This window comes from uncultured Mobiluncus sp. (assembly GCF_947087965.1).
GTDB lineage: Bacteria > Actinomycetota > Actinomycetes > Actinomycetales > Actinomycetaceae > Mobiluncus.
On record NZ_CAMUES010000001.1, the window covers coordinates 195,770 to 222,767 of the forward strand.

General features: G+C 56.2%; 21 protein-coding genes. 18 read left to right on the forward strand and 3 right to left on the reverse strand.

Translation table 11 applies throughout. The features are described 5' to 3' along the window. Positions 1 to 68 precede the first annotated feature (68 nt). From Q0V70_RS00935 to rpsI, 6 genes are all read left to right on the forward strand, one after another. A complete protein-coding gene (locus Q0V70_RS00935) occupies positions 69 to 1,541 on the forward strand; it encodes an aspartate aminotransferase family protein (RefSeq protein WP_297587314.1) in 1,473 nt (490 codons plus the stop codon). A gap of 40 nt (positions 1,542 to 1,581) precedes the next feature. Continuing rightward, positions 1,582 to 2,586: a class II aldolase/adducin family protein gene (locus Q0V70_RS00940; RefSeq protein WP_297587316.1), complete on the forward strand. Its 1,005-nt coding sequence runs from the start codon at positions 1,582 to 1,584 to the stop codon at positions 2,584 to 2,586. Between the two features lie 229 nt (positions 2,587 to 2,815). Beyond that, positions 2,816 to 4,336 (forward strand): methyl-accepting chemotaxis protein, encoded by a 1,521-nt coding sequence (locus Q0V70_RS00945; protein ID WP_297587318.1) that lies wholly within the window; start codon positions 2,816 to 2,818, stop codon positions 4,334 to 4,336. After that, complete coding sequence (locus Q0V70_RS00950) at positions 4,333 to 5,961, forward strand: methyl-accepting chemotaxis protein (RefSeq protein ID WP_297587320.1); 1,629 nt, start codon at positions 4,333 to 4,335, stop codon at positions 5,959 to 5,961. Before Q0V70_RS00945 ends, Q0V70_RS00950 begins: the two co-directional genes overlap by 4 nt. Before the next feature lie 236 nt (positions 5,962 to 6,197). Next, on the forward strand, positions 6,198 to 6,641 hold the full coding sequence (rplM, locus tag Q0V70_RS00955) for a 50S ribosomal protein L13 (RefSeq protein WP_297587322.1): 444 nt from the start codon (positions 6,198 to 6,200) through the stop codon (positions 6,639 to 6,641). Positions 6,642 to 6,670: 29 nt separating this feature from the next. Beyond that, positions 6,671 to 7,165: a 30S ribosomal protein S9 gene (gene rpsI / locus Q0V70_RS00960; RefSeq protein WP_282922056.1), complete on the forward strand. Its 495-nt coding sequence runs from the start codon at positions 6,671 to 6,673 to the stop codon at positions 7,163 to 7,165. A 299-nt stretch (positions 7,166 to 7,464) separates the two neighbouring features. Here rpsI and Q0V70_RS00965 read toward each other — a convergent pair whose 3' ends face one another. Then, positions 7,465 to 10,137: a C69 family dipeptidase gene (locus Q0V70_RS00965; RefSeq protein WP_297587325.1), complete on the reverse strand. Its 2,673-nt coding sequence runs from the start codon at positions 10,135 to 10,137 to the stop codon at positions 7,465 to 7,467. A 230-nt stretch (positions 10,138 to 10,367) separates the two neighbouring features. Here Q0V70_RS00965 and glmM point away from each other — a divergent pair, with 230 nt between their 5' ends. The 3 genes from glmM to Q0V70_RS00980 are packed head-to-tail and all read left to right on the forward strand — an operon-like array spanning position 10,368 to position 14,619. Beyond that, on the forward strand, positions 10,368 to 11,822 hold the full coding sequence (glmM, locus tag Q0V70_RS00970; RefSeq protein ID WP_297587329.1) for a phosphoglucosamine mutase: 1,455 nt from the start codon (positions 10,368 to 10,370) through the stop codon (positions 11,820 to 11,822). A 25-nt stretch (positions 11,823 to 11,847) separates the two neighbouring features. Next, complete coding sequence (gene glmS / locus Q0V70_RS00975) at positions 11,848 to 13,860, forward strand: glutamine--fructose-6-phosphate transaminase (isomerizing) (protein ID WP_297587332.1); 2,013 nt, start codon at positions 11,848 to 11,850, stop codon at positions 13,858 to 13,860. A 15-nt stretch (positions 13,861 to 13,875) separates the two neighbouring features. Beyond that, positions 13,876 to 14,619: a DedA family protein gene (locus Q0V70_RS00980; protein ID WP_297587335.1), complete on the forward strand. Its 744-nt coding sequence runs from the start codon at positions 13,876 to 13,878 to the stop codon at positions 14,617 to 14,619. 39 nt (positions 14,620 to 14,658) lie between these two features. Here Q0V70_RS00980 and coaA read toward each other — a convergent pair whose 3' ends face one another. Next, positions 14,659 to 15,753, reverse strand: coding sequence for a type I pantothenate kinase (gene coaA, locus Q0V70_RS00985; RefSeq protein WP_297587338.1), 1,095 nt, complete (start codon positions 15,751 to 15,753; stop codon positions 14,659 to 14,661). Beyond that, positions 15,750 to 16,922 (reverse strand): hypothetical protein, encoded by a 1,173-nt coding sequence (locus Q0V70_RS00990; RefSeq protein WP_297587343.1) that lies wholly within the window; start codon positions 16,920 to 16,922, stop codon positions 15,750 to 15,752. Before Q0V70_RS00990 ends, coaA begins: the two co-directional genes overlap by 4 nt. A 145-nt stretch (positions 16,923 to 17,067) precedes the next feature. Between Q0V70_RS00990 and Q0V70_RS00995 the strand changes: the two genes are divergently transcribed. The 9 genes from Q0V70_RS00995 to Q0V70_RS01035 all read left to right on the forward strand — a co-directional run bounded on the left by Q0V70_RS00995 (position 17,068) and on the right by Q0V70_RS01035 (position 26,812). After that, a complete protein-coding gene (locus tag Q0V70_RS00995; protein WP_297587346.1) occupies positions 17,068 to 18,633 on the forward strand; it encodes a bifunctional ADP-dependent NAD(P)H-hydrate dehydratase/NAD(P)H-hydrate epimerase in 1,566 nt (521 codons plus the stop codon). Positions 18,634 to 18,698: 65 nt separating this feature from the next. Next, positions 18,699 to 20,027, forward strand: coding sequence for an alanine racemase (gene alr / locus Q0V70_RS01000; protein WP_297587349.1), 1,329 nt, complete (start codon positions 18,699 to 18,701; stop codon positions 20,025 to 20,027). A gap of 46 nt (positions 20,028 to 20,073) precedes the next feature. Next, on the forward strand, positions 20,074 to 20,685 hold the full coding sequence (gene tsaE / locus Q0V70_RS01005; RefSeq protein WP_297587352.1) for a tRNA (adenosine(37)-N6)-threonylcarbamoyltransferase complex ATPase subunit type 1 TsaE: 612 nt from the start codon (positions 20,074 to 20,076) through the stop codon (positions 20,683 to 20,685). A 20-nt stretch (positions 20,686 to 20,705) separates the two neighbouring features. Continuing rightward, a complete protein-coding gene (locus Q0V70_RS01010; RefSeq protein ID WP_297587355.1) occupies positions 20,706 to 21,830 on the forward strand; it encodes a hypothetical protein in 1,125 nt (374 codons plus the stop codon). Between the two features lie 10 nt (positions 21,831 to 21,840). Beyond that, positions 21,841 to 22,566: a tRNA (adenosine(37)-N6)-threonylcarbamoyltransferase complex dimerization subunit type 1 TsaB gene (gene tsaB / locus Q0V70_RS01015; protein ID WP_297587357.1), complete on the forward strand. Its 726-nt coding sequence runs from the start codon at positions 21,841 to 21,843 to the stop codon at positions 22,564 to 22,566. A gap of 25 nt (positions 22,567 to 22,591) precedes the next feature. Beyond that, on the forward strand, positions 22,592 to 23,104 hold the full coding sequence (locus Q0V70_RS01020; RefSeq protein ID WP_297587359.1) for an N-acetyltransferase: 513 nt from the start codon (positions 22,592 to 22,594) through the stop codon (positions 23,102 to 23,104). A 187-nt stretch (positions 23,105 to 23,291) separates the two neighbouring features. Next, positions 23,292 to 24,074, forward strand: a complete 783-nt coding sequence (locus tag Q0V70_RS01025) for a succinate dehydrogenase cytochrome b subunit (RefSeq protein ID WP_297587362.1) — start codon at positions 23,292 to 23,294, stop codon at positions 24,072 to 24,074. A gap of 18 nt (positions 24,075 to 24,092) precedes the next feature. Beyond that, on the forward strand, positions 24,093 to 26,066 hold the full coding sequence (locus tag Q0V70_RS01030) for a fumarate reductase/succinate dehydrogenase flavoprotein subunit (RefSeq protein WP_297587365.1): 1,974 nt from the start codon (positions 24,093 to 24,095) through the stop codon (positions 26,064 to 26,066). Continuing rightward, positions 26,063 to 26,812: a succinate dehydrogenase/fumarate reductase iron-sulfur subunit gene (locus Q0V70_RS01035; protein ID WP_297587368.1), complete on the forward strand. Its 750-nt coding sequence runs from the start codon at positions 26,063 to 26,065 to the stop codon at positions 26,810 to 26,812. Before Q0V70_RS01030 ends, Q0V70_RS01035 begins: the two co-directional genes overlap by 4 nt. Positions 26,813 to 26,998: the final 186 nt, after the last annotated feature.

Sequence of the window (26,998 nt, forward strand, 5' to 3'; positions counted from 1 at the left end):
ACTGTTTTCTTTCGTTCAAGAGTTATACAATTGGGGCAATGATTTCAGCTCAGTGAGGAGAGAATCAAATGCGAATTAATCAACCCAGCACTCGCGCCATCAACAAGCAACTGGATGACCTTATCAAGAAACCAATTTACTCCATTAGTGCCGGAGCCTTGCGTAATTACGAACAAGATTACTTCGAAGCGAAGTGTTCAGGTTCGAAATCTATGATTGAAACGGCGATGAATCGCATTCCCGGCGGAGTTCAGCACAATCTCGCGTTCAACCATCCTTTCCCCCTGGTTATCACCAAAGCCAGCGGACATGAACTGACTGACATTGACGGCAACGTGTACTTTGATTTCTTGCAGGCTGGCGGTCCGACCGTGCTGGGTTCCAACCCGCCGGAAGTTCGCGAAGAAGTCATCAAGCTGCTGAAAGATGGGGGGCCGTCTACCGGGCTGTTCCACGAGTACGAATACAAACTGGCGGACCTCATCGCCTCACGTGTGCCGACTGTGGATATGTTCCGAATGCTGGGTTCGGGCACAGAGGCGTGTATGGCGGCAATCCGGGTCGCCCGCCTGGCCACCAAAAAGAAGCACGTCCTTAAAATGGGCGGGGCCTATCACGGCTGGTCTGATCAGCTCGGTTACGGTATCCGTATTCCGGGTTCTAAGTTCACCCAAGCCCACGGGGTGCCTTGGACCATGTTCCGTTACGTAGACGAATTTATGCCCGGAGATCTGGGTGACCTGGAGCGCAAACTGCGCATGAAGAAGCTCCACGGCGGTACTGCCGCGGTCATGATTGAACCCATCGGGCCGGAATCCGGGACGTGGCCCATCGACCAGGCTTTCCTCAAGGGGGTGGAACGGCTGTGCCGCCGCTACGGGGCGTTGTTGATTTTTGACGAGGTCGTTACCGCGTTCCGGATTTCTGACCGGGGTGCTTCGGGGCTGTTCGGGATTGACACGGATTTGACGGTGTTTGGCAAGGTCATCGCCGGAGGGTATCCCGGTGCGGGCGGCCTGGGTGGCAAACGCGAATATATGAAGTACCTCGCGGCGGGGATTCAGACGGGAGACAAGGTTCACAAGGCGTTGATTGGCGGCACAATGGCGGCCACCCCGATTAGCTGTGTGGCGGGCTACCACACGATACAGCGCATCATTGAGACGAATGCTTGTGAATATGCCGGAGAAATGGGTAACCGCCTGACCGATGGGCTGCGAAGCCTGATTAAGCAATACGACCTGCCTTTCGTGGCTTGGAACGAAGGATCCGTGTGTCACCTCGAGACGGTTGGAACCATGCACTTCTCCATAGATTGGAGTAAACCGTGGACTATCCCGCACGTCTTGAACGAAACGTCGAAACGCAAGAAAGAGATGGAATACATGGGGGCGGCCTACACCGCCGAAGGGCTGATTACCCTGGCTGGCTCGCGTCTGTACACTTCTGCGGCATATACCCCGGAACTGATTGACGAGGCGCTGAACCGTTTTGAGCGGGTGTTCCAAAAGGTTGAGATGAAGCCGGCAACCAAGAAATAAACAGGCGCGGGCAGCCGCAGTAGCGAAGAAAGGACAAAAAATGACCGGGAATACTGGGCAAGACGATAAAACTGAAAATGTGATTATCGATACCGCACGCCTCCTGCTGAGAGAAGGCTTAGTGGCTCGTACCTGGGGCAACTTGTCTCAACGCAGCGGTGATGACCGTTATCTCATTACGCCTTCAGGGCGAGGCTACGAGACGATGACCCCAGAAGAATTGGTAGAGGTCGATTTCGAGGGCAAGTGGTCCGGGGATTTGAAGCCGAGTGGGGAGCGCGGGCTGCACACGGAAATCTATCGGGAACTGCCTCAGGTCCAGTTTATTATTCACACCCACCAGCCCTATGCCTCGGCTCTCAGCGTGAGCGGCGCTACGGTAGAAATTCCACCTGAGCTAGCAGAACGTCTCGGGTCGACGACCCTGCCGACGGCAGCTTACGGGTTGCCTTCCACCGGGAAACTGCATAAGGCCGTGTTGGCTACGTTGCGTGAGACCGGGTCCAGGGCGATTTTGATGCAAGGTCACGGGGCAGTACTGTTCGGTCAGGATGCGAACGAACTGGTGGATTTGGCAAAAGCGGTGGAAGCTGCCTGTCGTACTCAGTTTGAACTGATGACCGGCTGGAAGGAAAGGGACGGTGCGGCGCAGGTGCGGTGCTTTGAGCGCGATGGCTTTGGGTTGCCGCCTCAGATTGTCCACATTTTCATGCGTCGAGACGATGCCGGGGCGGTGGTCGCGACGGATGATCCGCTGTTCTTGCAGTTCAGTCAGACGGGTTTGCGCGCCTACCTGGACGACTTCAGCCAGCTGGTGGGATTGAAAGTCGGTCAAACGTTTGGCACGACGATGATTTACGGGCGCAAAGCGACCTATTTCCTGGGGGCTGATCTGGATGAAGCCCAGGCGGTGGCCACAGTAGCGCGTAAGAACGCCTTGGCGGCTCTGGCGGCAAAAGTTACCTCAGCTAAGCCAATTGGCTGGCTGGATGGAACCATCATGCACGGGGTCTACAAGTTTAAATACTCTAAACTAAAAGACTGATTTTTCCAGTTTGGTTTTGGCGTGTGCTGCTGCGAATCGAGAGCGGGCGTCGGGGACGTTTTCCCGGAGATGAAGCAGAAGCTGCAGAAGCGGCGGTGAGACACTCGCCTCGCTCTGCCCGACATCCGGAGGGGAGGCCAGAACCAAGCCTGCTTGCGTACCGTAGCCGTTTGTTTTGAAAACACAGACTGTCCCTGTAACACCTTGTAGAATGGGCTTAGGAGGCGTAATGGTCAAAGTGGGATTATCTATTTCAAAGAAGTTGCTGTCAATCGGTGGAATCTGTTTTCTGGTCACTCTTGCCGTAGTGGCTATTACGTGGGGTTCAGCTGTAGCGACCCAGAGGAGAGTCTCTACCTACGCCCAGACTGCCGCGGTTTCTCGCGAGTTTTCTGCTATGTCTCAACAGTTCCAGGAGGTCAGGCAGTCTGGCTTCAGCGCTGCCCTCGGTGTTGCGAATGATGACAAGTACCACCAGGCCATCCAAGATTTCACCACTCAGCTCACGAAATTGCAGGAGGTCCCGCTGAATTCTCAGCAGCGGGAAATCGTTTCTCGCATCCAGGATTTGGCCGCCCAGATTCCCGTTAACGCGGATGGTGCTACTCTGACCAGCCTCAGCGCAGAGATGGAAAGCCAGTTGGAATCGCTGAGAAATTACTTGACTGACAAACATGAGACTGACGTTGCCGAGCTGAACACCATCACTTCCATAAACTCCAATATCGGTTTAGCGGTGAGCTTGGTTGGTTTGGTGGTGGTATTGCTGGTTTCTGTGCTGGTGTCCCTGTCAATTTCTCGCTCCGCCAAGGAAATTAGCAAGGGTCTGAACCGCCTGTCCGCGAAAGACTTTACTTACCAGGTACGCCAGGTTTCCCGTGACGAGATTGGCGAAATGTCTGTGCTGTTGAATGACTCGGTAAAGAACCTGGGCACTTTGTTGAGTGGAATATCTAGCACTGCCACGGAAACGACGGTAGGCGCCGAAGGACTGCGAGAAAAGAGCCAAGACGTCGCCGCGAAAGCGAGTGCCGCTAAAGACACAGTAGCTTCGGTCGCTGGTAACGCCAGGGAAGTCAGCACCCAGATCGGAGATGTGGCCACTTCCACCGAACAGATGCGCAGTGCCGTCACCGAGATTTCAACTAACGCCGCAACAGCCGCGAAATCAGCCGCGCAGGCTACCACTTTGACCGCGCAGGCTAATGACGTCATGGGTGAACTGGATAAGGCTTCCGATGCAATCAGTTCGGTCATTGAAACTATCAAAATGGTGGCGGAGCAAACTAACCTATTGGCGTTAAACGCTACCATCGAGGCTTCTCGTGCCGGAGAAGCCGGGAGAGGCTTCGCGGTGGTGGCCTCCGAGGTGAAAGATTTGGCTTTGGGTACCAAGTCTGCCGCGGTTGAAGTGTCTGAAAGCATCATCAAGATTCAGTCTGATACTCAAGCGGCGATGGAGGCCATTACCGAGATAACTGGCATTATCTCCAACATTAATGACTATCAATCCACCGTGGCGGCAGCTATTGAGGAACAAACCGCAACCATTTCCTCTATGGCGCAAACCGTGACAGAAGTGTCAGACGATTCCGCACAAGTTACAGACAACTTGTACCGCATTGAAGCCAAGACGGAAGCGACGGTTGAGGAGTTGCAGGAAGCTAGCCAAGACATGGTGCTCAGCGCCCAGGAATTCGAAGCGCTCCAAGAGACATTGTCCCAGTTCAAGTGGGTGAATGAAGCATGACGAAATCACAAAGCCGCCAAGGCAAGAACATGAAATCTCAGCTGCGCCTGAATGTACTGACAAAAGTATTACTGATGGGGATTGTGGGAATCCTGGGCATCGCCTCGTTCGTGATTTGTTCCGCTATAACTGACGATATTTATTATGGGAAGGTACGCGGCTACCAGGATTTAATCCTGATTTCAGACCAGGTCAGTACCGTTTCCGAACTGGTCAGGCAGAGCCAAGCCGATTACCTCCAAAACGAATTTGCCAGCCATAATCTCACCCAAAATCTGGAACCCCAGCCGATTGCAGAGACCATCAAGCAGGCTATATCCGACTTGAACACCGCTCAAGACATTTTCGCTCAGTCCGGTTTGCGTGATGAGCAGTTGCAGAAACAATTTGCACAGGCAGTGTCCAGCCTGGAGTCCTACCGGCAAACAGTTGAGGAAACCAGCAACAGCGGCAGGGTTCCAGACGAATCAATTATCTCTGCGACCCTGTCCGAATTAGATGCCCTGCAGAACTCGGTGTCTTCCTTCAGTGACACGGTTTTGCAGCAAACTAAAGGTTTAGTTGGAAAAAACGTTGTTATTCACGCCGTCGACATTGTTGTAGCCATCCTGGTGGTGGCCTTCATTTTGCACCGGGTGCGCCGGGGCATTGTCGATTCTGTCAATAAACTACAATCTTCGCTTCTGGCACTACGAAATGGTGATTTGACCCCGCGACTGACCACGAATTCAAACGATGAAGTCGCGGACATGCTCCGAGCCTTGGCTTACTCGCAAGATGAGCTAACCGATGTGTTAAGCGAAGGGCAAACTTTGGCAGCTAAGACTGCCGCGCAAACCAATCGGGTGGTTCAAGCCGCTTCTACGGCTGCCTCAAACGCCGCGGAAACGGTGGAATTAGCGAAATCGACGGCTGAGTCTCTCAACGGTATCGCCGCACACCTGCAAACTGTAGCCAGCGGATCTGAGGAAATGAACGCCGCCATCGCGGAGATTTCAGCCAGCTCCGCGGAGGCTTCCCGCACTGCCAACGAGGCCACCGAGGTCTCCCGCAATACCCAGGAAACGATATTGCGACTGCAGGACTCCACCCAGAAGGTTGAGACCGTTATCGGTACGGTGACCAGCATTGCTTCTCAAACGAACCTGCTGGCCCTGAACGCCACTATTGAAGCCGCTCGAGCTGGCGAATCAGGAAAGGACTTTGCGGTGGTCGCCAGTGAGGTCAAGGATTTAGCTGCGGAAACTGCCAAGGCAACGAACCAGATTGTGGCGATGATTGATGACGTCCAGGAAAAAACTCAGCAAGCGGTCGCTGCAATCGAGGAAATTGCTGGAGTGATTTTGCAAGTCAATGACTTCCAGACCACCATTTCGGCCGCAGTTGAGGAACAGAATGCCGTCACACAAAATATTGCGCAGGCAATCTCCAGCGCGGCGAACGACTCGGGTGTCGTCCTGGAGAACTTGGAGAATTATTGCGTGAATGTCACCAAGGCTCAGTCTGATGTTAATGAACTTTCCGAAGATGCGGATTCCCTCTCCAAGCAGGTGACTATGCTCACCGGGGAGTTGTCCAAACTGAAGACCCGCCCTGCTGGGGACGCGGCGCCTGAACACAACTAGTGCGGCTCGGTCCTGAGCGCCGCCAGATACGTGTAAGTGAGGCGTGGCTGCTCAAGCCATCGCCGTGCAGGAGTCCTATTTTTGACCTTCGCGGGCGGAATCGCTAAGATTAAACGGTTGTATGCCCTCGAGTTGGTGACCATTCCCACTCATACCGCTGTCATCCCGGGGCACACGCAAACTTTCATCATCACAAAAGTGATGAGACCGACGATTAAGAATTGAAGGCTAGAGAAGTGCGTACTTATTCACCCAAGGCTGGTGACGTTGACGCGAAGTGGCACGTAGTTGATGCCGATGGCATCGTGCTGGGACGTTTGGCTTCCCAGGTAGCTACCTTGCTGCGCGGCAAGCACAAGCCGACCTTCGCTCCCAACTTTGATAACGGAGACTACGTCATCGTTATCAATGCGGAAAAGGTCGTGTTGACCGGCAACAAATGGACTGAAAAGACTGCCTACCACCACTCGGGTTTCCCCGGTGGTTTGAAGGCAACCTCTTACCAGGAACTGCGGGACAAGCAACCCGAGAAAATCATCGAGAAGGCAGTTAGGGGAATGATGCCTCATAACCGCCTCTCTAAACAGCAAATGACGAAGCTGAAGGTTTACGCCGGACCGGAGCATCCGCACGCCGGCCAGAACCCGGAAGTTTTTGAACTCACGCAAATCGCGCAATAAACGCGGTTTGCAAAACCTCAAGGAGTATCGTGGCGAAGACCACTACAGAAATCGAAGAGCTGGAGGATGTCCCCAGCGAATACACCACCGAGACTCCGGCGGCTCAGGATGAACCGGGTCGTGGGAATTCTCGTATTGACAAAGGCATGGGGCTGGGGCGCCGTAAAGAAGCCGTAGCCCGCGTGCGTTTGGTTCCGGGTAACGGCAATTGGACTATCAACGGTCGTACCTTGGAAGATTACTTCCCGAACAAGTTGCACCAGCAATTGGTGATGGCACCTTTCGTGCTGTTGGACTTACAGGGTCGTTTCGACGTCAAGGCTCGCATTGATGGCGGCGGTATTTCCGGCCAGGCCGGTGCGCTGCGCTTGGGCGTGTCCCGCGCGCTGAACGAAATCGATCGTGACGCTAACCGTCCCGCGCTTAAGAAAGCCGGCTTCCTGACCCGCGACGCTCGCGCCGTGGAGCGTAAGAAGGCTGGTCTTAAGAAGGCTCGCAAGGCGCCTCAGTACTCGAAGCGCTAATCGCTGCCTGCGACAAAGTTTAGTGGAACCCGGGATTACCCGGGTTCCACTAAATTCGGATTCATTTAGGTGACCAAAGTGTCGGGTGCGATTTGGTCGTGAGCGATTTTGGTCGTGTGCGATTTTGGTGGAACTCCAACAATCCCGATTATCGCTAGTCACACAAATGGGTTGGGAATACTATTCGCAAAATGCAGCCAGGGCCACACCAATACGGTGACCCCGGCTGCATTTATTTGTTTATTCGGAAAACTGAGCGACATTACCTCAGTGGTGAAAACGCCCTGATAATCCGTGCTCTAGTTCAAAATCCCCTGCATCTGTGCGCGAAGGGACTGACTGAGGGGAGCGGGACCACCGACAAAAATCGCCTGTTTGATGGACTTCGTCGCCTGGATATACTTGACCACGGATGGGTCAAGTTTATCCGGACTTGAAAGTACCAACGGCAAATTGAGACTCTGGGCGAGCGGTGCAGCAACCAAAGCATCGGCCGGATCTACGCCGCTAGCCACAATGGCTTGCCGTGGCTCAGAGATATTCCCCGCCAGCGTGGCGCTGACCTGGAATTGATTCTGAGAGGTCAGCCGAGAGGACTTCACTCCTGTCAATTCATCCAGTTTCGATTGCACCGCAGTGGACACCTCGGTCTCGTTTCCTACGATGACAACTTGCTCCACTTTATTCAGGCGTTTGATTTGCTCAGATATTTCTCGCGGAACTTCTTGGCTGGAAACCAGGAATACGGGAGCGTTGAGATTCTTAGCGAAGGACACTGCGTTTACTGCGGTAAGACTGTTTTGTCCCGGTGCAATCACGATAGCGTTTGTATCCGGAGAAAACTCATTTGCGGATTGCGCGTTCACTGCATAACGACTCGATCCTTCAATCCGCGTCACCCGTGCCGAAGGTAGCAGCGTGCGCACAGTCTGTTGCACAGCATTGCTGACCGCTCCGGTTCCGCCGACCAGGACAACTTTCTGCGGGTGCAATCGAGCGAGTTCGGTTTGAGTCACTTCGTCGAGACCAATCCCGTGGGTGTAGAGAATTGGGGCTTGCCCCTGTGAGAGATTCGCTGCACTGATGGCATCGCTGGGAGATTGGGAATTCACAATGAAGGCTGTCTTAGCATTCGTAAAGAACGACTTGGACAGATTGGCTGCCACGGCTTGGCGATTTTTACCGCTGTAGCGGCCTACGGTGGTGGAGTATTTCCAAACATATGCGTCACCTTGTAAAGTCGCCTGTACAGGTTGACCGTCCAGAGTAAGACCAGGATTCTTTTCGTAAGTGGCTTTCCTGATGGTGACGTCAAAAGGTACGCCGGCCGGTACTCCCACAGGCTCCCCATAGGCGTCAACTATGGTAAGGGCTTTCGATTTGGAATCAAAACTTAGTTTCCAGACGGTATCCGTGACTCCAGCCGGAACTGTGAGACGGAATTCCCCTCCTGATAAACCTGCTTTACGCACCCGCTCCGATGAGGAGGTATAACCGTCTTGGAACAGCTTAGTCCGCAATTCAGTTTGTGCCGATTGCATAGCCGCAAAGGCCTTGGAAGCAGCTTTGGTGTTCCACGCGGTGCGCGCTGACGCTCCCTTGTCGCTCAATTCCGTTGCAGTCAGAATCTCTTTTTGAACTGGCGAGAGTTTGGCATTGACTATGGGTTGATACTTAGAGCGATTCGTCTCGACCATGTGCAAAATATCCATCGCGGTCCAATAAACCGAGTTAGAAGTGTACTCATTCGACGTATTCATTGCCGGGGAAAAACCGGTTGTCTGATCCAAATAGTACGGCACGTACGGAGAGGTGAGCGTGGATCCCAGAGCTAAATATTCTACGCCAGGGAAACTATCCGTAGCAGTAGTCGGAATTTGGAAAACATGAGCCTCCATCACATTACGGTTACCGATAGGATAGTAACCCTTCTCACCGGTGTCATTCCCAGGAAGATTTCCGAGATTGCCAAAACGGTTGCGCGTAGCGTCCATAACCATTTCTAGTGAGATGCTCTTTTTTTCGGCGCTTTGCAAGAAGGGGAAGGCGGTTCCATTTGGGTCAACCTGAGCACTGGGGTTCAGAGTCTTGATTCCTGAGGCAGAACGAGAGGCGTTACGCGAACCTACCTCTGGATCGGCGTAAGATTCCCGCGCCTCAATATAATTCCGAGCTGCGTCCCCCTTGAAAGTTCCGGCCGCCTGAGCGGTGCTGAAGAGACCTTTTGAAAAGATGTAATTGCCATCTTGGGAGACAACATAGTTATTGGTAGTTTTTCCTGGCGTCAAAGTGACACCATTAATCCAGAAAGTATTGGGGAAAACGGAGAACTTGTCTTTCGGGTAGCGCATGGCGAGGAATTGGTGTCCGGTGTAAATCTCCATGTACCACAGGTCGCTCTTGCTGGCTACTACCAGGGAATTACCTTCCGCTGCCCCTTTCGTTGCCAGTTCGTCAGCAATAAATCTCACCGCGTTTTCCGGGGTGTCGCAAGTGGCCAAAACAACCGTGGGGAGGATAGCCTCTGTCAGGCCAACACGGCTACCATCCTCCCCGTCCAAAAGTGGATCTTGAGCCAAAACAGCTTCGTTGGCGGTTGCAGAAACGGTCATATCGACCATTAGTCCTTTTTCGTTAAAACCAGCTTCATCGAAAATTCCGTATTCGGGAGTGGTGTCGTTAACTCCGTTATACCTATATGAAGGATTTGCAAATGTAAATTGATAGCCAGCATCAGTTCCGTAGGAAACGTCCTCTATAGTTTGTCCTGGCTGAAAATATCCGGCCTCGTGAATAACATATGCCTTATTATGGTTAATCTCCAGATCCTCTGTACGACCAAAGTAGAAACTTCCATCAGTGGTCAGTTCGGGTCCGACAATAATCCCGGTACAAGCAAATGCGGCCGTGGGAGTTCCGATTCCCAGCGCAAGAGCAAGTAGAGAGCTTATGGCTATGCGCTTTTTATGCATATTTATTCTCCTTTGAATAAGTGAATGCGAGTTCATACATATTAGCGTGTAATTGCAATTTATGATTGCATTCGCTATTGTACCTGGGGTTGCGCAGTTTTTTCGGGTTTCCACACTTTCAGTGAACCAATCATCTCGAGTCGGAGTCCCACCGCGGGTCGGGGGTGTGGTGGTTGCGCGCGGGCGTGGAATAATGGGAGAGGTTTTTATGGTTCAACAGGAGGCAGTAGATGACCCAACGTTTATTCGGTACTGACGGAGTTCGCGGACTTGCCAACGAAGACATCACCGCGGAACTGGCTTTGAACTTGGGAGTGGCTGCGGCTCGCCTGGTGGTAGAAGAAAAAATCATGGCCACCGGCCAGATGCCCATCGTGAAAGACCTGCTGAAGGAACAACGCGAGTCGGCGATGACGGAATCACGCACCGGGATTAAACGTCCCCGCCTGATTCCAGAGGAACCCGCCAAGCCGCGAGCCATCATCGGTCGTGACACACGTGTTTCGGGACAATTCCTGGATCACGCCCTAGCAGCGGGACTGTCCAGCGCCGGCATGGACGTGACCAGGGTCGGGGTCATTCCCACTCCCGGGGTAGCGTATCTAACAGAATCCCAAGACATCGAGTTGGGCGTGGTCATCAGTGCGTCACACAACCCGATGCAAGATAACGGCATCAAATTTTTTGCCCGCGGCGGTTACAAACTCCCCGATGAGATGGAAGACCGGGTCCAAGCCATGCTGGGCCAGGACTGGGAACGGCCGCTCGGTTCCGGGGTTGGCGACGTGGTGGCCAACGGTAAAGCCGCCGACGATGCCTATGTCAATCACCTGGTAGACACGGTTCCCGTGTCTCTGCACGGGCTGAAAATCGTAGTGGACTGCGCCAACGGGGCGGCTTCAGAAATCGGTCCGCGGGCGCTGCGGGAAGCTGGCGCGGACGTCGTGGTGATTAACGCCTCTCCCGATGGGCGCAACATCAACCTGAACTGTGGTTCGACCCACCCCAAGCAGCTGAAATCCATGGTGGTAGCCGCCGGGGCAGACTTCGGGGTGGCGTTTGACGGTGACGCGGACCGCTGCCTGGCAGTGGACGGCGCCGGCGACCTGGTTGATGGCGACCAAATCATGGGGATGCTGGCCTTGGATATGCACCGGGCAGGAATATTGACTGAGGACACCCTGGTGCTGACGGTGATGAGTAATCTCGGGTTGCGTTTAGCGATGCAGCAGGCGGGCATCAAGACCCCCACCACCGCGGTAGGAGATCGCTACGTGTTGGAGGAAATGCGCGCTCACGGCTACATTTTGGGCGGGGAACAGTCCGGACACGTTATCAATGCCCGCTACGCCACCACCGGCGACGGTATCCTCACCGCTCTGCAAGTGGCGGCGACTGTGGCCTCCCACCAAGCCCCTCTGAGTGAACTTGTGTCGCCTATCCAAAAGCTGCCCCAAACCCTGATTAATGTGCCCGGAGTGGACAAGACCCGCGTGGACGACCCGCGCTTGGCCCAGGATGTCGCGCAGGCGGAAGCGCGCCTGGGGGAGACGGGCCGGGTTCTGTTGCGTTCTTCCGGTACGGAACCCTTGGTGCGGGTTATGGTAGAAGCCGCAACTCAGGAACAGGCAGATGCGGAGGCACAAACCCTCGCCAATCGGGTACAGGAACTATTAGCGCTGTAAAACCGCGCCGCGAAAGCGAGGAAATGTGTGTGGAATTGTCGGTGCCGTCGGGTCCCAGAGCGCCAAGGTAGCTGAGGAAACTGTCCTGGAGGGGCTGTCCCGCCTGGAATACCGCGGCTATGATTCAGCCGGAATCGCGGTGGTCGACGCGACCAGCGTGAGCCCCGAAATTAAGGTTGAAAAGGAAGTCGGGAAACTATCCGAACTGCGCAAAACCTTAGAAAAGTGCCCTTTGCCCAACGCCACCACCGCGATTGGACACACCCGTTGGGCCACCCACGGGGGCGTCACTCGTGACAACGCCCACCCCCACCTGTCTTATGACGGCAGACTGGCGCTGATACACAACGGCATCATCGAGAACGCGGAACCTTACCGCGCCCACCTGGAAACCCTGGGCATCAAATGCGTCAGCGAAACTGACACCGAGGTGGTCGCTCACCTGCTGGAGCGCGCCTACTTGGCCGAACCGGGCGGAAACTCCGCCGAAAGCGCTGGTGAACAGCCGATTACCCCCGGTACTACTCCCTTGCACAGCCTGGATCCGAACCTGAGCTGCGCGGCGGGAGCGACCCGATTGGCGCGGGCGATGCTAAAGGTCACCAGAGATTTGGAAGGCTCGTTCACCCTGTTGGTGGAGCACGCGGACGCTCCAGGCGTGATTGTGGCGGCGCGGCGGTCGTCTCCGCTGGTACTGGGGTTGTCACAAGGGATGAATTTCCTCGGTTCTGACGTGTTGGCTTTCGCGGCGCGCACGAAGCAGGCGCTGGAAGTCGGTCAGGATGAAGTCGTGGTCGTGACCCCGGCCGGAGTGCTGGTCATGGACCAGCAGGGCAACGAAATCCTGCACACGCAAGGTCTGGAGGTCATCGCCCAGGATCCCGCTCAGCGCAAACGGGCTTTTGAAGTCGATTTCGCGACCGACCGCGTCACCAAAGAAGGCTTCGACACCTTTATGGAAAAGGAAATCCGGGAACAGCCCCGGGCGGTGGGGGACACCATTGCGGGACGGCTGGACGCCGCCGAGGCGCTGACCTTGGACGAACTGCGGATTGAAGCCGAAGTGTTTCGTTCCATCACCTCGGTAATCATTGTGGCCTGCGGTACGGCCTCCTATGCCGGGCAGGTGGCCCGCTACGCTATCGAACACTGGTGCCGAATTCCGTGTGAGGTCGAACTGGCGCACGAGTTTCGTTACCGGGACCCGGTGGTGAGCCGGCGCACCCTGGTGGTGGCGATATCGCAGTCCGGGGAAACCATGGACACGATTATGGCCATCCGTCACGCCCGCGAACAAGGGGCGCGGGTTCTGGCCATCGTGAACACGCCCGGTTCCACAATTTCTCGCGAGGCCGACGCGGTACTGTTGACCCACGCCGGACCGGAAATCGCGGTGGCCTCCACCAAGGCGTTCACGGCCCAGATTTCGGCGTGCTACCTGTTAGGTTTGTACCTGGCTCAGGTCCGCGGCAACAAATATGCCGACGAAATCGAGGATTACCTGGAAAAACTTGGTCAGATGCCAGCGCGGATGCAAACTGTCTTGGACCGTTACGCTGGCTCGGCTGACTTAGGCGCTAATCTTGACGACATCAATTCGGTCATCTTCCTGGGGCGTCATGTTGGATTCCCGGTGGCGCTGGAAGGGGCGCTGAAACTGAAGGAAATCGCCTATCTGCATGCCGAAGGCTTCGCGGCCGGAGAACTGAAGCACGGGCCCATTGCCCTGGTGGAGTCCGGGCAGCCGGTTGTCATTATTGTCCCCACTCCGCGTCGACCCGAGTTGCATCGCAAAGTCGTGTCCAATATCGAAGAAGTCCGGGCGCGTGGGGCTGTGACTCTGGTGGTGGCCGAAGATGGGGACGATTCCGTAAACGAGTTTGCGGATGTGGTGTGGCGGGTGCCTCCCACGCCCACCTTGATGCGTCCTCTGGTGGACGTGATTCCGTTGCAGCTGTTGGCTTTGCGGATGGCGGGACACCTGGGATACGACGTGGATCAGCCGCGTAACCTGGCCAAGTCGGTCACGGTGGAATAGAGCTTTGCGGGCAATATGCTGACCCCGACGCTTCCTGACGCGGTTTCCGCCCTGGCCCTGCTGCTCACAGCGGGCGGGGATGGCGGTTGGGTGCCGATTTCGCAAACCATCACGGAATGGATTCACAGCTTTGCCGGTTCCCCTCTGGCTTTGCTGGTTTTAGCGGGTCTGTGCTTCACGGATGCTTTTTTCCCGCCGGTGCCCGCCGAGTCAATCGTCATCGGCTTAACTTCGTGGTATTTCGCCGCGCCCGGGCACGTTGTGGCGCTCCCGGGAATTTTTCTGTGTGCCGTCATCGGAGCGACCCTCGGTGATTCTTTCGCCTTCTTCCTGGGGACACGTATTCACGTGCAGCGCATCAAATCGTGGCGGGGCGGAAAGGGCGAACAAGCCTTCGAACGAACCGCGAAACTTTTACACAAACGTGGCACGTCATTCATCTTTGCGGCGCGTTTTGTGCCAGGCGGGCGAGTGGCGGTCAATATGTGCGCCGGAGCAACCGGTTTTCCTTACAGTCGCTTTATTCGCACCGACCTGGCTGCCGTAATCTGTTGGGTGTCCTACGGAATGTCTATCGGTTTTGCTTCCGGGAGTATCCTGGGGCCAATTCATCCGCTCTTAGCGACCCTGGTAGGGATGGTCGGGGGAGTAATCCTCAGCCTTTTGCTGGACCGTTTGGTCACCCGGTTGCAGCGGCGGTTTCAGTCGGGTCGCCCCGATTCGTCAGAAGAATCTACCGGTAGCGAACCGGAGGAGTGAACGGAACGTCCTGGTGAGGCCGCTGAAGTGGGACGGAGCCTAAATCTTTCGCAGGTGCAGGCGGTGCACGCGGTGGTCAGGGTTTTTCTCGAGGATAAGGGTGGCACGAGAACGGGTCGGAGCCACGTTTTCTTGGAGGTTCTTAAGGTTGACTTCACGCCAAATTTGGCGGGCATGAGATTCTGCCTGTTCATCGGTCCAAGCGGCAATCTCACGGAAGAAAGAGTCAGGTTGTTTGAAAGCGGTCTTGCGCAACTGTCGGAAACGTGACAGATACCACTGCTCGATGTCCGCGGGGCGAGCGTGCAAATAGATGGAGAAATCAAAGAAATCCGACACTGTCAAGGAATTTTTGCTCCCGCTGGCAATCAACGGTGGAGCTAACACGTTCAGCCCCTCCAAGATGAGGACGTCCGGGGCGCAAACCATCTGGGACTTACCGGGCACAATATCGTAGGTAACGTGCGAATATACCGGGGCGGCTACCTCGGGGGCTCCAGATTTTACCGCTGCCAGAAAACGTAACAGTCCCCGACGGTCATACGACTCAGGAAAACCCTTGCGGTTCATGATCCCGCGCGCCACCAGCTCAGCATTGGGGTGCAGAAAACCGTCCGTAGTGACCAAATCAACCCGCGGAGTGCCCGGCCAGCGGCTCATCAACTCGCGCAACAGCCGCGCCAGAGAGGACTTTCCCACCGCTACCGAACCGGCCACCCCAATCACGAAGGGAGTGTGTTGAACCGTGGACTCACCTAAGAAATCAGCGCGTCGGGAGCGAATCTTGGTCGTTCCGGCGGCGTAAATCTGAAGCAAGGCGGTCAAGGGACGATAGATTGCATCTACCTCAGCCAAATCGATAGGGTCGCCCAAAGCGCGCAAACGCTCCACGTCAGCCTGGGTCAGCGGCAGAGGAGTCTGATCCGACAGAGCTGACCACTGTTCCCTGGTGAACATGACAAAAGGCGAGGCGGTCTCCTCGAGACCTGGGGAAACCTGATGCGGACGGGCGGCCATTATCTCTCGCATCGCCGAACCGTACTGATTATCACGTAACTTCACTTGCGTGCCGTGAGGATCAGTCAGGAAATCCTCTATCAACTCGGTGGTGGGAGCGCCGAAATTGTCCCTCATGACTTATTGACCACCGACCCGAGGCACAGACTGCCATCCTTGTCGCGGAAGAAGTATGCGGAAGGTTCTTCTAACTGTGAGTGTGCCGCTCGGATATACATGGGGTAGGTGTTTTTTACCGCGTAGAGGTGAATGGACTCGGAACGTAAATCCTGCAAAGCCTTGAAAGTGTCTTCGTCCAGGTGTCCCTCCTCGTTATAGCGCAGTTTCCGGGCTGCTTCCGGTGTGTACTTGGTGATGCCTGGCGGAGGACTCCATTTTTCACATAGGGTCGGGTAGTTTTCTTCCGAGTCGGCACCATTGAATGGATAGCTGGAACGAGCCATAATGCGTGCCAGCAGGTAAGACACGTCCTCCGGGGTAACCGAATCCATTTTGCCGCCATAAATTGCCGTTGGGCAGGAATACCGGGCACCTAACTGGCTCCAGCTGGCTCGCACTTCCACGTCGGAGTCCTTCCAAGACACGCCCTCATCGGTAGCTTTCGGGATTTGCGACAAGGCGTGCAACAGAGCCTTTTGGGCGGGCGGGGTCGTGTAACGGTCGGTAAACACTTCCGGGGTAATCAGCCAGCAACTGCGCTGCATAGCGCCGAAATTTCCGGTTTGTAAATCCTTAAAGAACGCCTGCATTCCCTCGAAGTGGACCGGGTCGCCAGACTCGATGGTTTCTTTCTTAAGGTTCGCCGCAGCAGAACGGTTGGGCGTTGGGGTCTGTTTCAAGCTGCGGCTCGGGGTGGGCCGGGCAGTCATCTCGGAAACATTGCTGAAAGATCTGGGATATTTGAGGTCTTTAATTCCCTCGAGATTGAGCGCTGTCGAGTGAAAATTGGGAGTTTCTGAATTCTGCGCGGTGGTGTCGTCCGTCTGCGCGGGTGAATCGGGGTTTTCTGTGGGTTCTGACTCCGCCTGACCCATTCTCAAAGTGGAGTTGGTACGGAAATCAGGGCCTGTGACTTCCACGAGAAGTGTGGATGAAAACTTGTCAACAGATTGAGGGCGATTCATCTCAGAGGGATCCTGATTAGGCATAGCGGCAATTTGTGGCGCGACTATAAATAGCGTCACCAGCACCAGGGCAATTCCCGCGCCAGCGAGCAGGAACAGCCCCGCGACGAGGCGTTTTGGGGTGGAAAGAAGCCATAGCTGGAGACTGTCCTTTTTTGACATGGCTACCTTTCGTGAACATAGTGACCCCGCTTTAGAGGTATCGGGATTTCCTGGCTTTAAGATTACCTAGTTTTCCTGCCGGTTGAAAACCGCAAGCGCAATCTAAGTCTCTGACTCTGTGCCGATTTTCGTCTAGGCTGAAATCGTGATTTGGGGATATGCGCCGGATTTGATTGCACAAACGGAAAAACCTCTGGTCGCGCAGGCTGACCGAGAGCAAGGCGCGGACGCGCTGATGCGACGAGCCGCCTATGCGCTGGCTCATCACACGCACCGAGCCTTGTCCGGAGCTGAGGCAGACATTACCGTGTCATCGGTTCCCCGGGGACGCCGGCGTATTTTGGTTTTGGTCGGAGCGGGCAACAACGGTGGCGATGGCCTGTACGGGGCGGCGTATCTGCGGCGGCGCGGCTATCCGGTCGCGGTCCTGCCGACCTCGGAGCATATCCACGAGCGCGGTGCGGCTGCGGCGCGGCAAGCCGGGGTGGAGTTTTGGCCCAGTGTGCTACCCGAGACAGTGGGGGAGGCTCTGCACGCGCTAAAGGCGTGGAAACCGGTTGCCGTTATTGACGCGATTATCGGGATTGGAGCCCGTCCCCCCTTGCGAGAACCCGCGTTATCTCTGGTCCGGGGCATCAGTGAGTTGTTCAGCCAGTGGCCGGAGGGGTCAGTGCCCCTGGTGGTGGCTTGCGATCATCCTTCGGGCCTGGATTTGTACCGCGGCGCTGATTTGGGTCCGAATCAGGAACTGTTGCCAGCTGACCTGACCGTGACGATGGGGGCGGCGAAAACCGGAATGTTGGTCGGTCCTGGTGCGCTCACGATAGGCCGCCTGCATGTTCAGGACATCGGACTGCCCCAGCAGACAATGCAGCCCGGTGTCGGCCTGATTGAACGCGCTGACGTGCGCGAACTGTGGCCCTGGCCGCACTTTGCGGATCACAAATATTCACGCGGAGTGTTGGGCGTAATGGCGGGGTCCGCGCGCTATCCCGGAGCGGGAGTCTTGGTTACTGCTGCCGCCTTGAATGCGGGGGAGTCTTTCCTGCGCTACCTCGGTGAGCCCGCGGTGCGGTCGGTAGTGATACGGGCTTGCCCGGAAGTCGTATTGGGAGAAGGTCGTTGCCAAGCCCGCATTATCGGTCCCGGCCTTGCGGCGGGTTCGCCGCAGCATCGCGAACAAATGTTGAACGCTTGGCGCGGCCGTGGCGCTCGCGAGTTGGTGATTCTCGATGCGGGCGCATTGGGACTCATCGGAACAGACATACAGTCCGATGCGAATTGCCTACTCACTCCCCACGCCGGGGAAGCAGCCGCCCTAGCCGCGCAACTCGGTCGGGAAACCACCCGAGAGGCTATCGAGGCCAATCCTTATGACTGGGCCCTACAGCTTGCCGCAGAAACGCACGCCACCGTCCTTTTGAAGGGACCTACCACCACTATTGCCAATCCGGAAGGTCAGGTTTATTCCCTGACTCACGGCACCCGAGACTTGGCTACTGCGGGTTCCGGGGACGTGCTGGCGGGAATTTTGGGATATGTTTTCGCCGCGGCGAATGCCCGTACCGAAACTACTGGAGAAACTTTGGATTTGGGAAAACTGGCAGCTGCCGCGGCTTGGCTGCACGCCGAAGCGGGTCGTTTGGTCGCGCCCACCCCTCGTGCCACCGCCATTATCCAGGCGATTCCCCGGGCTTTGGCGGGGCTATAAACTATCCCGGTCCCACTAAACGTGACAAACTAGGAAGTGCGAAAACTATTTTGTAAAGGAAGATTATGACCAACGTGGATGTTCCCCAATGGCCGGTACGTGCTGTGGTGAATCTCAGTGCGTATCAGGAAAATCTCGCCCAGATGCGTCGTTTTGCCCCGAACTGTCAACAAATGGCAATCGTGAAAGCTAATGCTTACGGACACGGTATCGAGCGCATGGCGCTGGCAGCACTCGGTGCCGGTGCGGAATGGTTGGGTGTCGCCAAAGCCAGCGAGGCTTTCCAGCTACGCAAATACCTAGATAAGCAAGGCGTGGCGCGTGACCATCTGGTAGACACGCCCACTTCGGCCATGATGCGTTCGCGTCTGTATCAGACTGCCGCGATGGGACTACCCACCGCCTCGCGCCCCCGCATCCTGACTTGGCTCTACCCCCCGCAAACAGATTTGCAACAGGTCGTGAAAGCGGAAATCGACATTTCTGTCTCTACTTTGGACCAGCTGGATCAGGTTTCGCGTGCCTGCGATGCAGCCGGACTGCGTTGCCGGGTACATCTGAAAGTCGATACCGGACTGTGCCGAGCCGGTGCCACGGATCAAGATTTTCCGGTGCTGTGCAAGCTGGCTCGAGCGCGGGAACGTGCCGGGCTCATTGAAGTCAGTGCCGTCTGGTCACATTTGGCGCGCGCGGATGAAGACACGGCCGCTGCGGAGACCTTCACCAAGTCGCAGCTGAGGACCTTTGACTGGGCTTGGGAGGTCGCTCAAGAGGCGGGTTTGCGCCCGAGATTGCGTCACATCGCCGCCACCGCAGGAATTATTTGGTATCCCGAGAGCCACTATGACCTGGTCAGGGTAGGAATTTCGGGATACGGGTTGAGTCCTAATCCCGAAATTGCGTCGTCGTGGCAGCTAGGGGTACGTCCGGTGATGCGACTGGAAACGAACGTGGTTCAGGTTAAAAAAGTTGAGAAAGGCGCTGCGGTTTCCTACGGCGGTGAATGGGTCGCACCGGGACCGCGCTGGTTGGCTCTGCTACCTATTGGATACGCCGACGGCTTACATCGCCTGGCAAAGAATCGCGGTGAAACCTGGATTAAAGGCCGGCGCGCCCCGATTGTTGGGCGGATTCCGATGGATCAAATTGTGGTTGATTTGGGTCCGGCGGTGGACGATTCCGGAGTCCCTGCTCCTTGTCCGGTCGAGCCGGGCGAGCTGGCGATTATTTTTGGCGATGCTAAGGACCGTTTGTTCGGGGGGATTCCAGGAGTTCCTTCGCTTCCGACCGCCGACGACTGGGCGGAGTGGACCGATACCATCAATTATGAAGTCATTACCGGTATTTCCCCCAACGTGCCGCGGGTTTATGTTGAGGATCAGCCAGAACGCTGAGCTTCGAGAGCTAACGTAAGGGCTGTTGAATAACTGAGGAGGAACGATGAGCCGCGAGGGGAACCTTTTGCTGGAAGTCGAAACGAGGTCCGCTGACGATACCCGTCTGTTGGGCCAAGCCCTGGTCCCATTTCTGCAAGCCGGCGATTTGGTGATTCTGGAAGGTGAGCTGGGCGCTGGAAAAACCACTCTGACCCAAGGTATCGGTGCCGGTTTGCACGTCAACCAGCGGGTTACCTCTCCAACCTTCATCATCGCCCGCAATCACACGAAATCCCCCGACGCGCCGGGGCCGAACTTGGTTCACGTCGATGCCTATCGTCTGACGGGCGGAGACGATGTGGAAACTCTGGATTTGGAATCGGCGTTAGAAACCGCGGTGGTGGTGGTCGAATGGGGTACTGACAAGGTGGAGGGGCTCAGTTCCCACTGCCTGAAGCTGTCCCTGTGCCGACCTGAGAGCGCTGCTGCTCCCGTTACGGGAACTATCGTGGACCTGCCCGAAGAGACAACCTGCCGAGTTGTCTTTCGCGGTCTGGAGGGTACTTGGAATCTGTCAGGTTTGGTGCAGCAGTGGGAGGCTTTGCGTGCGCAGGCAGATGCGAGTGCGGAATCCGGTGTTGCCCCAGAAACTTGCCAGCCCGGGGCGGATTTGTAAATAGGCTGATAGGAAAGCCGATGCCGAAAGTTTTTCAGGTGCGCCGCGGGTGCAAGGCCTATCTGGGCTGTGTCCTCGTTCTGCTGTGCGCGGTGGTGATGAGTTTCGCTTCGCCAAGTGTCGGGCAAGCCGCCCCTGGGCTCACTCACCCGACTGATACCACGGACGAGGTTGTTTCCGGGGGTTTTCCAGGTGTGGCGGGACAGCTGCCGCGAAGCGCCAAGAGCGACCTCCCTGACGATGTCCGCGTTTGGTTTAACACCAAGGCTGATGCTTTCGGACAATCATTGCGTGAATACCTCCTAGATAGTGTAAAGATTCCCCCGGAAGCCCCGATTGAGGTGGGAACCCCGACCCAGGTAGTGACTTGGTCTGCTCGGATGCTACGCGGCACCTACAATCCAGACAGTGCGGTAACACCGATTGACATGTGGGTCGCCCCGGTGAGCATTGATGATCGAGAACTTGGGGTAGTGGTCTATGTCTCGGACGAAAAAGACCTTTATCCCCTTTCTCCGCCAGCGCACGTAGAGACTTTGGCTCCGAAAGCCACCGCGGGGGTACCTGAACCCACTTCGAACTCGCGCGAAAATAACTCGCAGTCTGCAAGCGGGTATGTTCCGGAACCAAAAAATTCTCACCTGCCCGTCCGGTCGGAGCCTCCCGGCGCCAGCTATGTGTTGCCTGATTTAGCTCATGCTTTGCTGGCAACGTCGCCGGATTCTGTCCGTTCTAGCCGTCCCGTTTATGACCCAATCGTTCACGGCTGGTTTATGTTGAACGAGGAACGATTGCTGCCGGTATCTAACGCAGCGCGTGCCCGCGTTGTCGGAGAGGTGACGTTGGCGCAGGTGCAAGAAGCGGTGCAGTCTTGGTGGGGAACTGTCAGTCCCACCCCCACGCCGACCTCGGAAGCGTTGCCAACCAACAATAACACCTTGGTGTGGGTGGTCATCCTCGCTGTCGCCATTGTCGGTGTCGCACTGTTGGTGGTGTGGCTGACTTTCCGTTGGCAATCCCGCACGGAAGATGCCGCCGAAGTGCTCTCCCTGCCTGACCCGGAACTCATTATGGTGCCTACATCTGCGCCGACTTCCGCGATTCCGACTTTAGCGGTGAATGGTTCTGAGGGCGAAGCGCATTAGGATTGTCCCTGTGAGTTACCTGTTTATCGATACCTGTGCCGGGGCGGGGGTTGCCCTGGTGAATTCCGAGAACCCCGGCGATGTGCTGGTGAAGGTGAATCCTGACGGAAAAGCCCAAGTGGAAGCCCTTTCGTCCCTGGTTACTGACGTGGTTCAAGAAGGCGGCAGACCGCAAAAAATTGTGGTTTCGCGAGGACCCGCCCCGTTTACCGGGCTGCGGGTTGGCTTGGTCACGGCTCGGACCTTAGGGCTTGCCTGGGATATCCCGGTTGTCGGGGTGGATGAGCTGTTCCTCCAGGCGCAGGCTGCCGCTCAGGTGCTTTCTGGCGCTGACTATCTAGCTCAGACTCAGGGGCAGACGCTGCGTTGGATAGTGTCCCTGATGGATGCCCGCCGCCACGAAGTCTATGCCGGGCTGTTCAAATTTGACCCGACGGGCGGGCGCTTGACGCAATGCGGGACCGATTGGGTTGGTCCTGCCTCCCTTTTGGAGGGTGTCGCCCAAGGGTGGGACCACGATTTTGCGGGGTTTGCCGGGGCAGGAGTTTTCCTAGTCGGCAACGCTACTACCCAGGTCACGGGTCAGACCGTGGAGGTACGCTTTGCCGACCTGGCGAGGGCGGCGAACTCCCTTGTGAACGGGGTGGACGGAGACTCGGAGGGGCAACGGGAATTGGCTTCACTGAGCACCGAGCCGCAGTATCTGCGCCGACCGGATATCCAACAAAAGCCATAGCTAGCGTTGAATTCACCGGTAAACCATGATTCGCGACGGTTCGAGTGAGGATACGGCAGACCTGGAACGCGCCGAACAGGAGTGCTTCGCGTCTGACGCGTGGGACCGGGAATCCTTGGCGTCCCTGCTGGCGCATCCAGATATCAGCTTTCGGTTGAGTATCAGTGAAACTGATGAATTCGTGGCGTGGGCCGTATGGGGTTTTGGGGAAATGAGCATTCCTGTCGGCGACCTGCCTCCTACTGAGCGTAACCAAGCGGTTACTTCCATGGCTCGGGGGGACAGGCTGATACGGGTTCTCTCACTGGCGACTCGACCGGCGTGGCGGGGAAAAGGCTACGCCAGGCAGCTGCTGGCAGACGGCCTGTGCCGTGGGCGCGCCCGGGGCTATGCGGGGGCAGCGTTGGAGGTTCGGTCCAGTAACACGACAGCCCAAGGTCTCTATGAGAGTCAAGGTTTCCAGATGTGGGCACGGTTGCCGTTCTGGTTTCGAGAACCGACAGAGAACGGCCTAATCATGGTGAAAATGTTTTTCTAACTCCAATGTTTCGTAAAAATTATGACCCCGCTGGACACGCGCGAACCCACACCTCGGGATAAATAGGGACTTTTGGCCTGAGCAACCAGGTAAATGCGCAGTTCGAGCCCCTATCCGGGAAAGCGAAATGAAACCCCTAATCCAATTCAGCCAAGTCGCGCTCAGAAAATCTTATAGGCTCGACTTCGTGGCCAATACAACACTTACTACAGATAACAAAGCAATCAAGACCACCGTTATCATCAAACAAGCCATGGCAATCACTGGCGTGTTTTTTGTGGGGTTCGTGATTTTGCATGCCTACGGGAACCTAAAGGTGTTCTTCGGGGCAACCGTTTACAACGATTATGCGCTGCATTTGCGCACATTCCTCATGCCCATACTGCCCTATGAAGGGCTGTTGTGGATTCTCAGGGTTTTGCTGATTGTTTGCGCCCTGGTGCACATTATTTCCGCTCTGGCCCTGTGGCATCGAGCCAGCTTAGCGCGCGGTTCTCGCTACATGGTTAAGAAGTCGTTAGCGACGGCTTACGCGGGACGCACCGTCAGGTGGGGTGGCATCATCCTGTTGCTGTTCCTGATTTTTCACATCTCCCACTTCACCATGAAGTTTGCCAAGGTCGGCGATGCGGCTGCCTATGCTTCCCACCAGGTCTTTCTGGATCCGGCGGGCAATGTCGTTGACGCTGCCGGGCCGGGGATTATCTCCGTGATGGAGGGCAATCCCTACGCCATGATGTTTACGACGTTCTCGAATTGGTGGATGGTGCTGGTTTACGCCATCGCGGTGGGGGCGCTGTGCCTGCACATCGCTCACGGCGTGTGGTCTGCATTGCAAACCATTGGCTGGTTGCGTCGCAACACCCAGTATGCAGTTCAGATTATTTCGGGCCTGGTTGGCCTGCTGGTGTTCGCAATGTTCCTGGCTCCGCCGGTGGCTATTCTCGCCGGAATGCCGATGCTGGCGTAGGGAAGGTAAGGAAAGATAATGACTGAACTGATTGACGGTTACTACACCGAAGGCGAAAAAATCGCCGATACTAGGGCGCCGATGGATGTTCCTATCGCCGAGCGCTGGTCTACCCGCAAGTTCCGCGGCGGTCTGGTGAACCCCACTAACCGACGCAAGTTGCACATCATTGTTGTCGGCACCGGTCTGGCCGGGGGCGCTGCGGCTGCCTCCTTAGGCGAGCTTGGCTACCACGTGGACGCGTTCTTCTATCAAGACACGGCACGCCGAGCCCACTCGATTGCCGCCCAAGGCGGTATCAACGCCGCGAAGGGCTACCGCAACGACAATGACTCCGTATTTCGCTTGTTCTACGACACGGTCAAGGGCGGCGACTACCGTAGCCGGGAAAATAACGTCTACCGTCTGGCGGAAGTCTCTGCCGACATCATTGACCAATGCGTCGCCCAAGGTGTACCTTTCGCCCGCGAATACGGCGGTTTATTGGACAATCGTTCCTTTGGCGGCGTGCAAGTGGCGCGAACCTTCTATGCGCGTGGCCAGACAGGTCAGCAGCTGCTGATTGGCGCCTACCAGGCTCTGAGCCGTCAGGTTAAAGCTGGCACGGTCATATCGCACGAGCGCCACGAAATGATGGATCTCATCATCAAGGACGGTAAGGCGCGTGGTATCGTGACCCGTGACCTCACTACCGGCAAGGTTGAAACCTGGATTGCGGACGCGGTGGTCTTGGCCAGCGGTGGCTACGGTAATGTGTTCTTCCTGTCCACCAACGCGATGGGTTGCAACGTTTCTGCGGCGTGGAAGGCTTTCAAGCATGGCGCTTACATGGCTAACCCCTGCTACACCCAAATCCACCCGACCTGCATTCCGCAGCACGGCAACTTCCAGTCCAAGCTGACACTCATGAGTGAGTCGCTGCGTAATGACGGCCGCATTTGGGTACCGAAGAAAGCGGAGGACTGCACCAAGGATCCTCGTGAAATCCCCGAGGAAGATCGCGACTACTACCTGGAGCGTATCTACCCCTCCTTCGGTAACCTGGTGCCCCGTGATATCGCATCCCGCCAGGCCAAGAACATGTGTGACGAAGGCCGTGGCGTCGGACCGAAGATTAACGGGGTGGCTCGCGGTGTCTATCTGGACTTCAGCGAGGCTATCGAGCGTATGGGTCGGGATAAGGTTTCGGAAAAGTACGGCAACCTTTTCGATATGTATCAGCGCATTACCGGAGACAATCCCTACGAAGTGCCGATGCGTATCTACCCCGCCGTGCACTACACGATGGGCGGCTTGTGGGTCGATTACGACCTGATGAGCAACATCAAAGGCCTGTACGTGGCTGGGGAAGCGAACTTCTCGGACCACGGCGCGAACCGCTTGGGCGCCTCCGCTTTGATGCAAGGTTTGTCTGACGGCTACTTCGTGTTGCCGGCCACGATTTCGGACTATCTGTCCCACGGTGCTATGCCGAAGTTGAGTCAGGATGACCCGGCTGTTCAGGAAGCTCTGGAGCGTGTCAACAGCAAGGTGGACCGCTTGATGGCCATTCAAGGCACTCAGTCGGTCGATTCTTTCCACAAGCGCCTGGGTCACATTATGTGGGAAAAGTGCGGGATGGAACGTACCGATGCGGGCTTGCGCGAAGCTATCACAGAGATTCGTGAACTGCGCGAGGAGTTCTGGAAGGACTTGCGCATTCCCGGACGTGCCGATGAACTGAACCAGTCTCTGGAAAAGGCCTGCCGCGTGGCGGACTTCTTGGAACTCGGTGAGCTCATGTGTATTGATGCCCTGCACCGCAAGGAATCCTGTGGTGGTCACTTCCGTGCTGAATCCCAAACGGAGGAAGGCGAAGCGCTGCGTCACGATGACGAGTTCCTTTATGTGGCGGCTTGGGAATATGGCGGGTCTGATGGGGCTGCGCCAATCCTGCACAAAGAGGACCTCATTTACAAAGATATCCAGCTGAAGCAACGGAGTTACAAGTGAACATTACATTACGAGTTTGGCGTCAAAAGGGCCCGTCCGACAAGGGCGCGCTCCATGAATATCATCTCACGGACATTTCCCCGGATGCTTCCTTCTTGGAAATGCTGGATATTCTCAACGAGCAGCTATTCGCTCAAGGTGAGGAACCAGTTGCCTTTGATTCGGACTGTCGTGAGGGTATCTGCGGAATGTGCGGTATCGTCATCAACGGCGTGCCCCACGGCCCGCACAAGAACCGCACCACCACCTGCCAGTTGCACATGCGCACCTTCAAGGATGGCGACACGATTACGGTAGAGCCGTACCGTTCGCGGGCTTTCCCGATTCTGCGCGACTTGGTGGTAAGCCGTGAGGCTCTGGATCACATTATCCAAGCTGGTGGCTATGTTTCGGTCAATACGGGTTCCGCCCCCGAGGCGCACTCGGTACCGGTTCCCAAGCCCAATGCGGATCGTGCCTTCGAGGCCGCTGTCTGCATCGGCTGCGGCGCTTGTGTGGCGGCCTGCCCGAATGGTTCGGCGATGCTGTTCACCTCGGCAAAGGTCACTCACCTAGGCTTGCTGCCGCAGGGCAAGGTCGAGAACTACGAGCGCGTGGTGGCGATGCTGAACCAGCATGACGCGGAAGGCTTCGGCGCTTGCCAGAATATCGGCGAGTGCGCGGCTGCGTGCCCGAAGCAAATCCCGCTGGACTGCATCAGCTTCTTGAACCGTCAGCTGGGCAAGGCCTTCTTGAAGGGTCGGTAAAACCAGCGCGGTAAACATAACCAGAAAAAGTGGTGCCTCGGGATCCGGGGCGCCACTTTTTTCTCCAAAAAATGCCTTTTATCAGGCATTTTAGGAAATTAAAAGTTTTTTTCTAAAAAACCTGTACATTCGTACCAAATACCTGTACACTTGTACCAAGTGGTGATGGAGAGATGCTTCGGCAGC

Coding starts and splice junctions, on each gene's coding strand:
- Q0V70_RS00940 (WP_297587316.1), top strand. CDS start 1,582: ATGACCGGGAATACTGGGCAAGACGATAAAACTGAAAATGTGATTATC.
- alr (WP_297587349.1), top strand. CDS start 18,699: ATGACCAACGTGGATGTTCCCCAATGGCCGGTACGTGCTGTGGTGAAT.
- Q0V70_RS00950 (WP_297587320.1), top strand. CDS start 4,333: ATGACGAAATCACAAAGCCGCCAAGGCAAGAACATGAAATCTCAGCTG.
- glmM (WP_297587329.1), top strand. CDS start 10,368: ATGACCCAACGTTTATTCGGTACTGACGGAGTTCGCGGACTTGCCAAC.
- Q0V70_RS00965 (WP_297587325.1), bottom strand. CDS start 10,137: ATGCATAAAAAGCGCATAGCCATAAGCTCTCTACTTGCTCTTGCGCTG.
- Q0V70_RS00945 (WP_297587318.1), top strand. CDS start 2,816: ATGGTCAAAGTGGGATTATCTATTTCAAAGAAGTTGCTGTCAATCGGT.
- coaA (WP_297587338.1), bottom strand. CDS start 15,753: ATGAGGGACAATTTCGGCGCTCCCACCACCGAGTTGATAGAGGATTTC.
- Q0V70_RS01020 (WP_297587359.1), top strand. CDS start 22,592: ATGATTCGCGACGGTTCGAGTGAGGATACGGCAGACCTGGAACGCGCC.
- tsaE (WP_297587352.1), top strand. CDS start 20,074: ATGAGCCGCGAGGGGAACCTTTTGCTGGAAGTCGAAACGAGGTCCGCT.
- Q0V70_RS00980 (WP_297587335.1), top strand. CDS start 13,876: ATGCTGACCCCGACGCTTCCTGACGCGGTTTCCGCCCTGGCCCTGCTG.
- Q0V70_RS01010 (WP_297587355.1), top strand. CDS start 20,706: ATGCCGAAAGTTTTTCAGGTGCGCCGCGGGTGCAAGGCCTATCTGGGC.
- Q0V70_RS00935 (WP_297587314.1), top strand. CDS start 69: ATGCGAATTAATCAACCCAGCACTCGCGCCATCAACAAGCAACTGGAT.
- Q0V70_RS00990 (WP_297587343.1), bottom strand. CDS start 16,922: ATGTCAAAAAAGGACAGTCTCCAGCTATGGCTTCTTTCCACCCCAAAA.
- Q0V70_RS01030 (WP_297587365.1), top strand. CDS start 24,093: ATGACTGAACTGATTGACGGTTACTACACCGAAGGCGAAAAAATCGCC.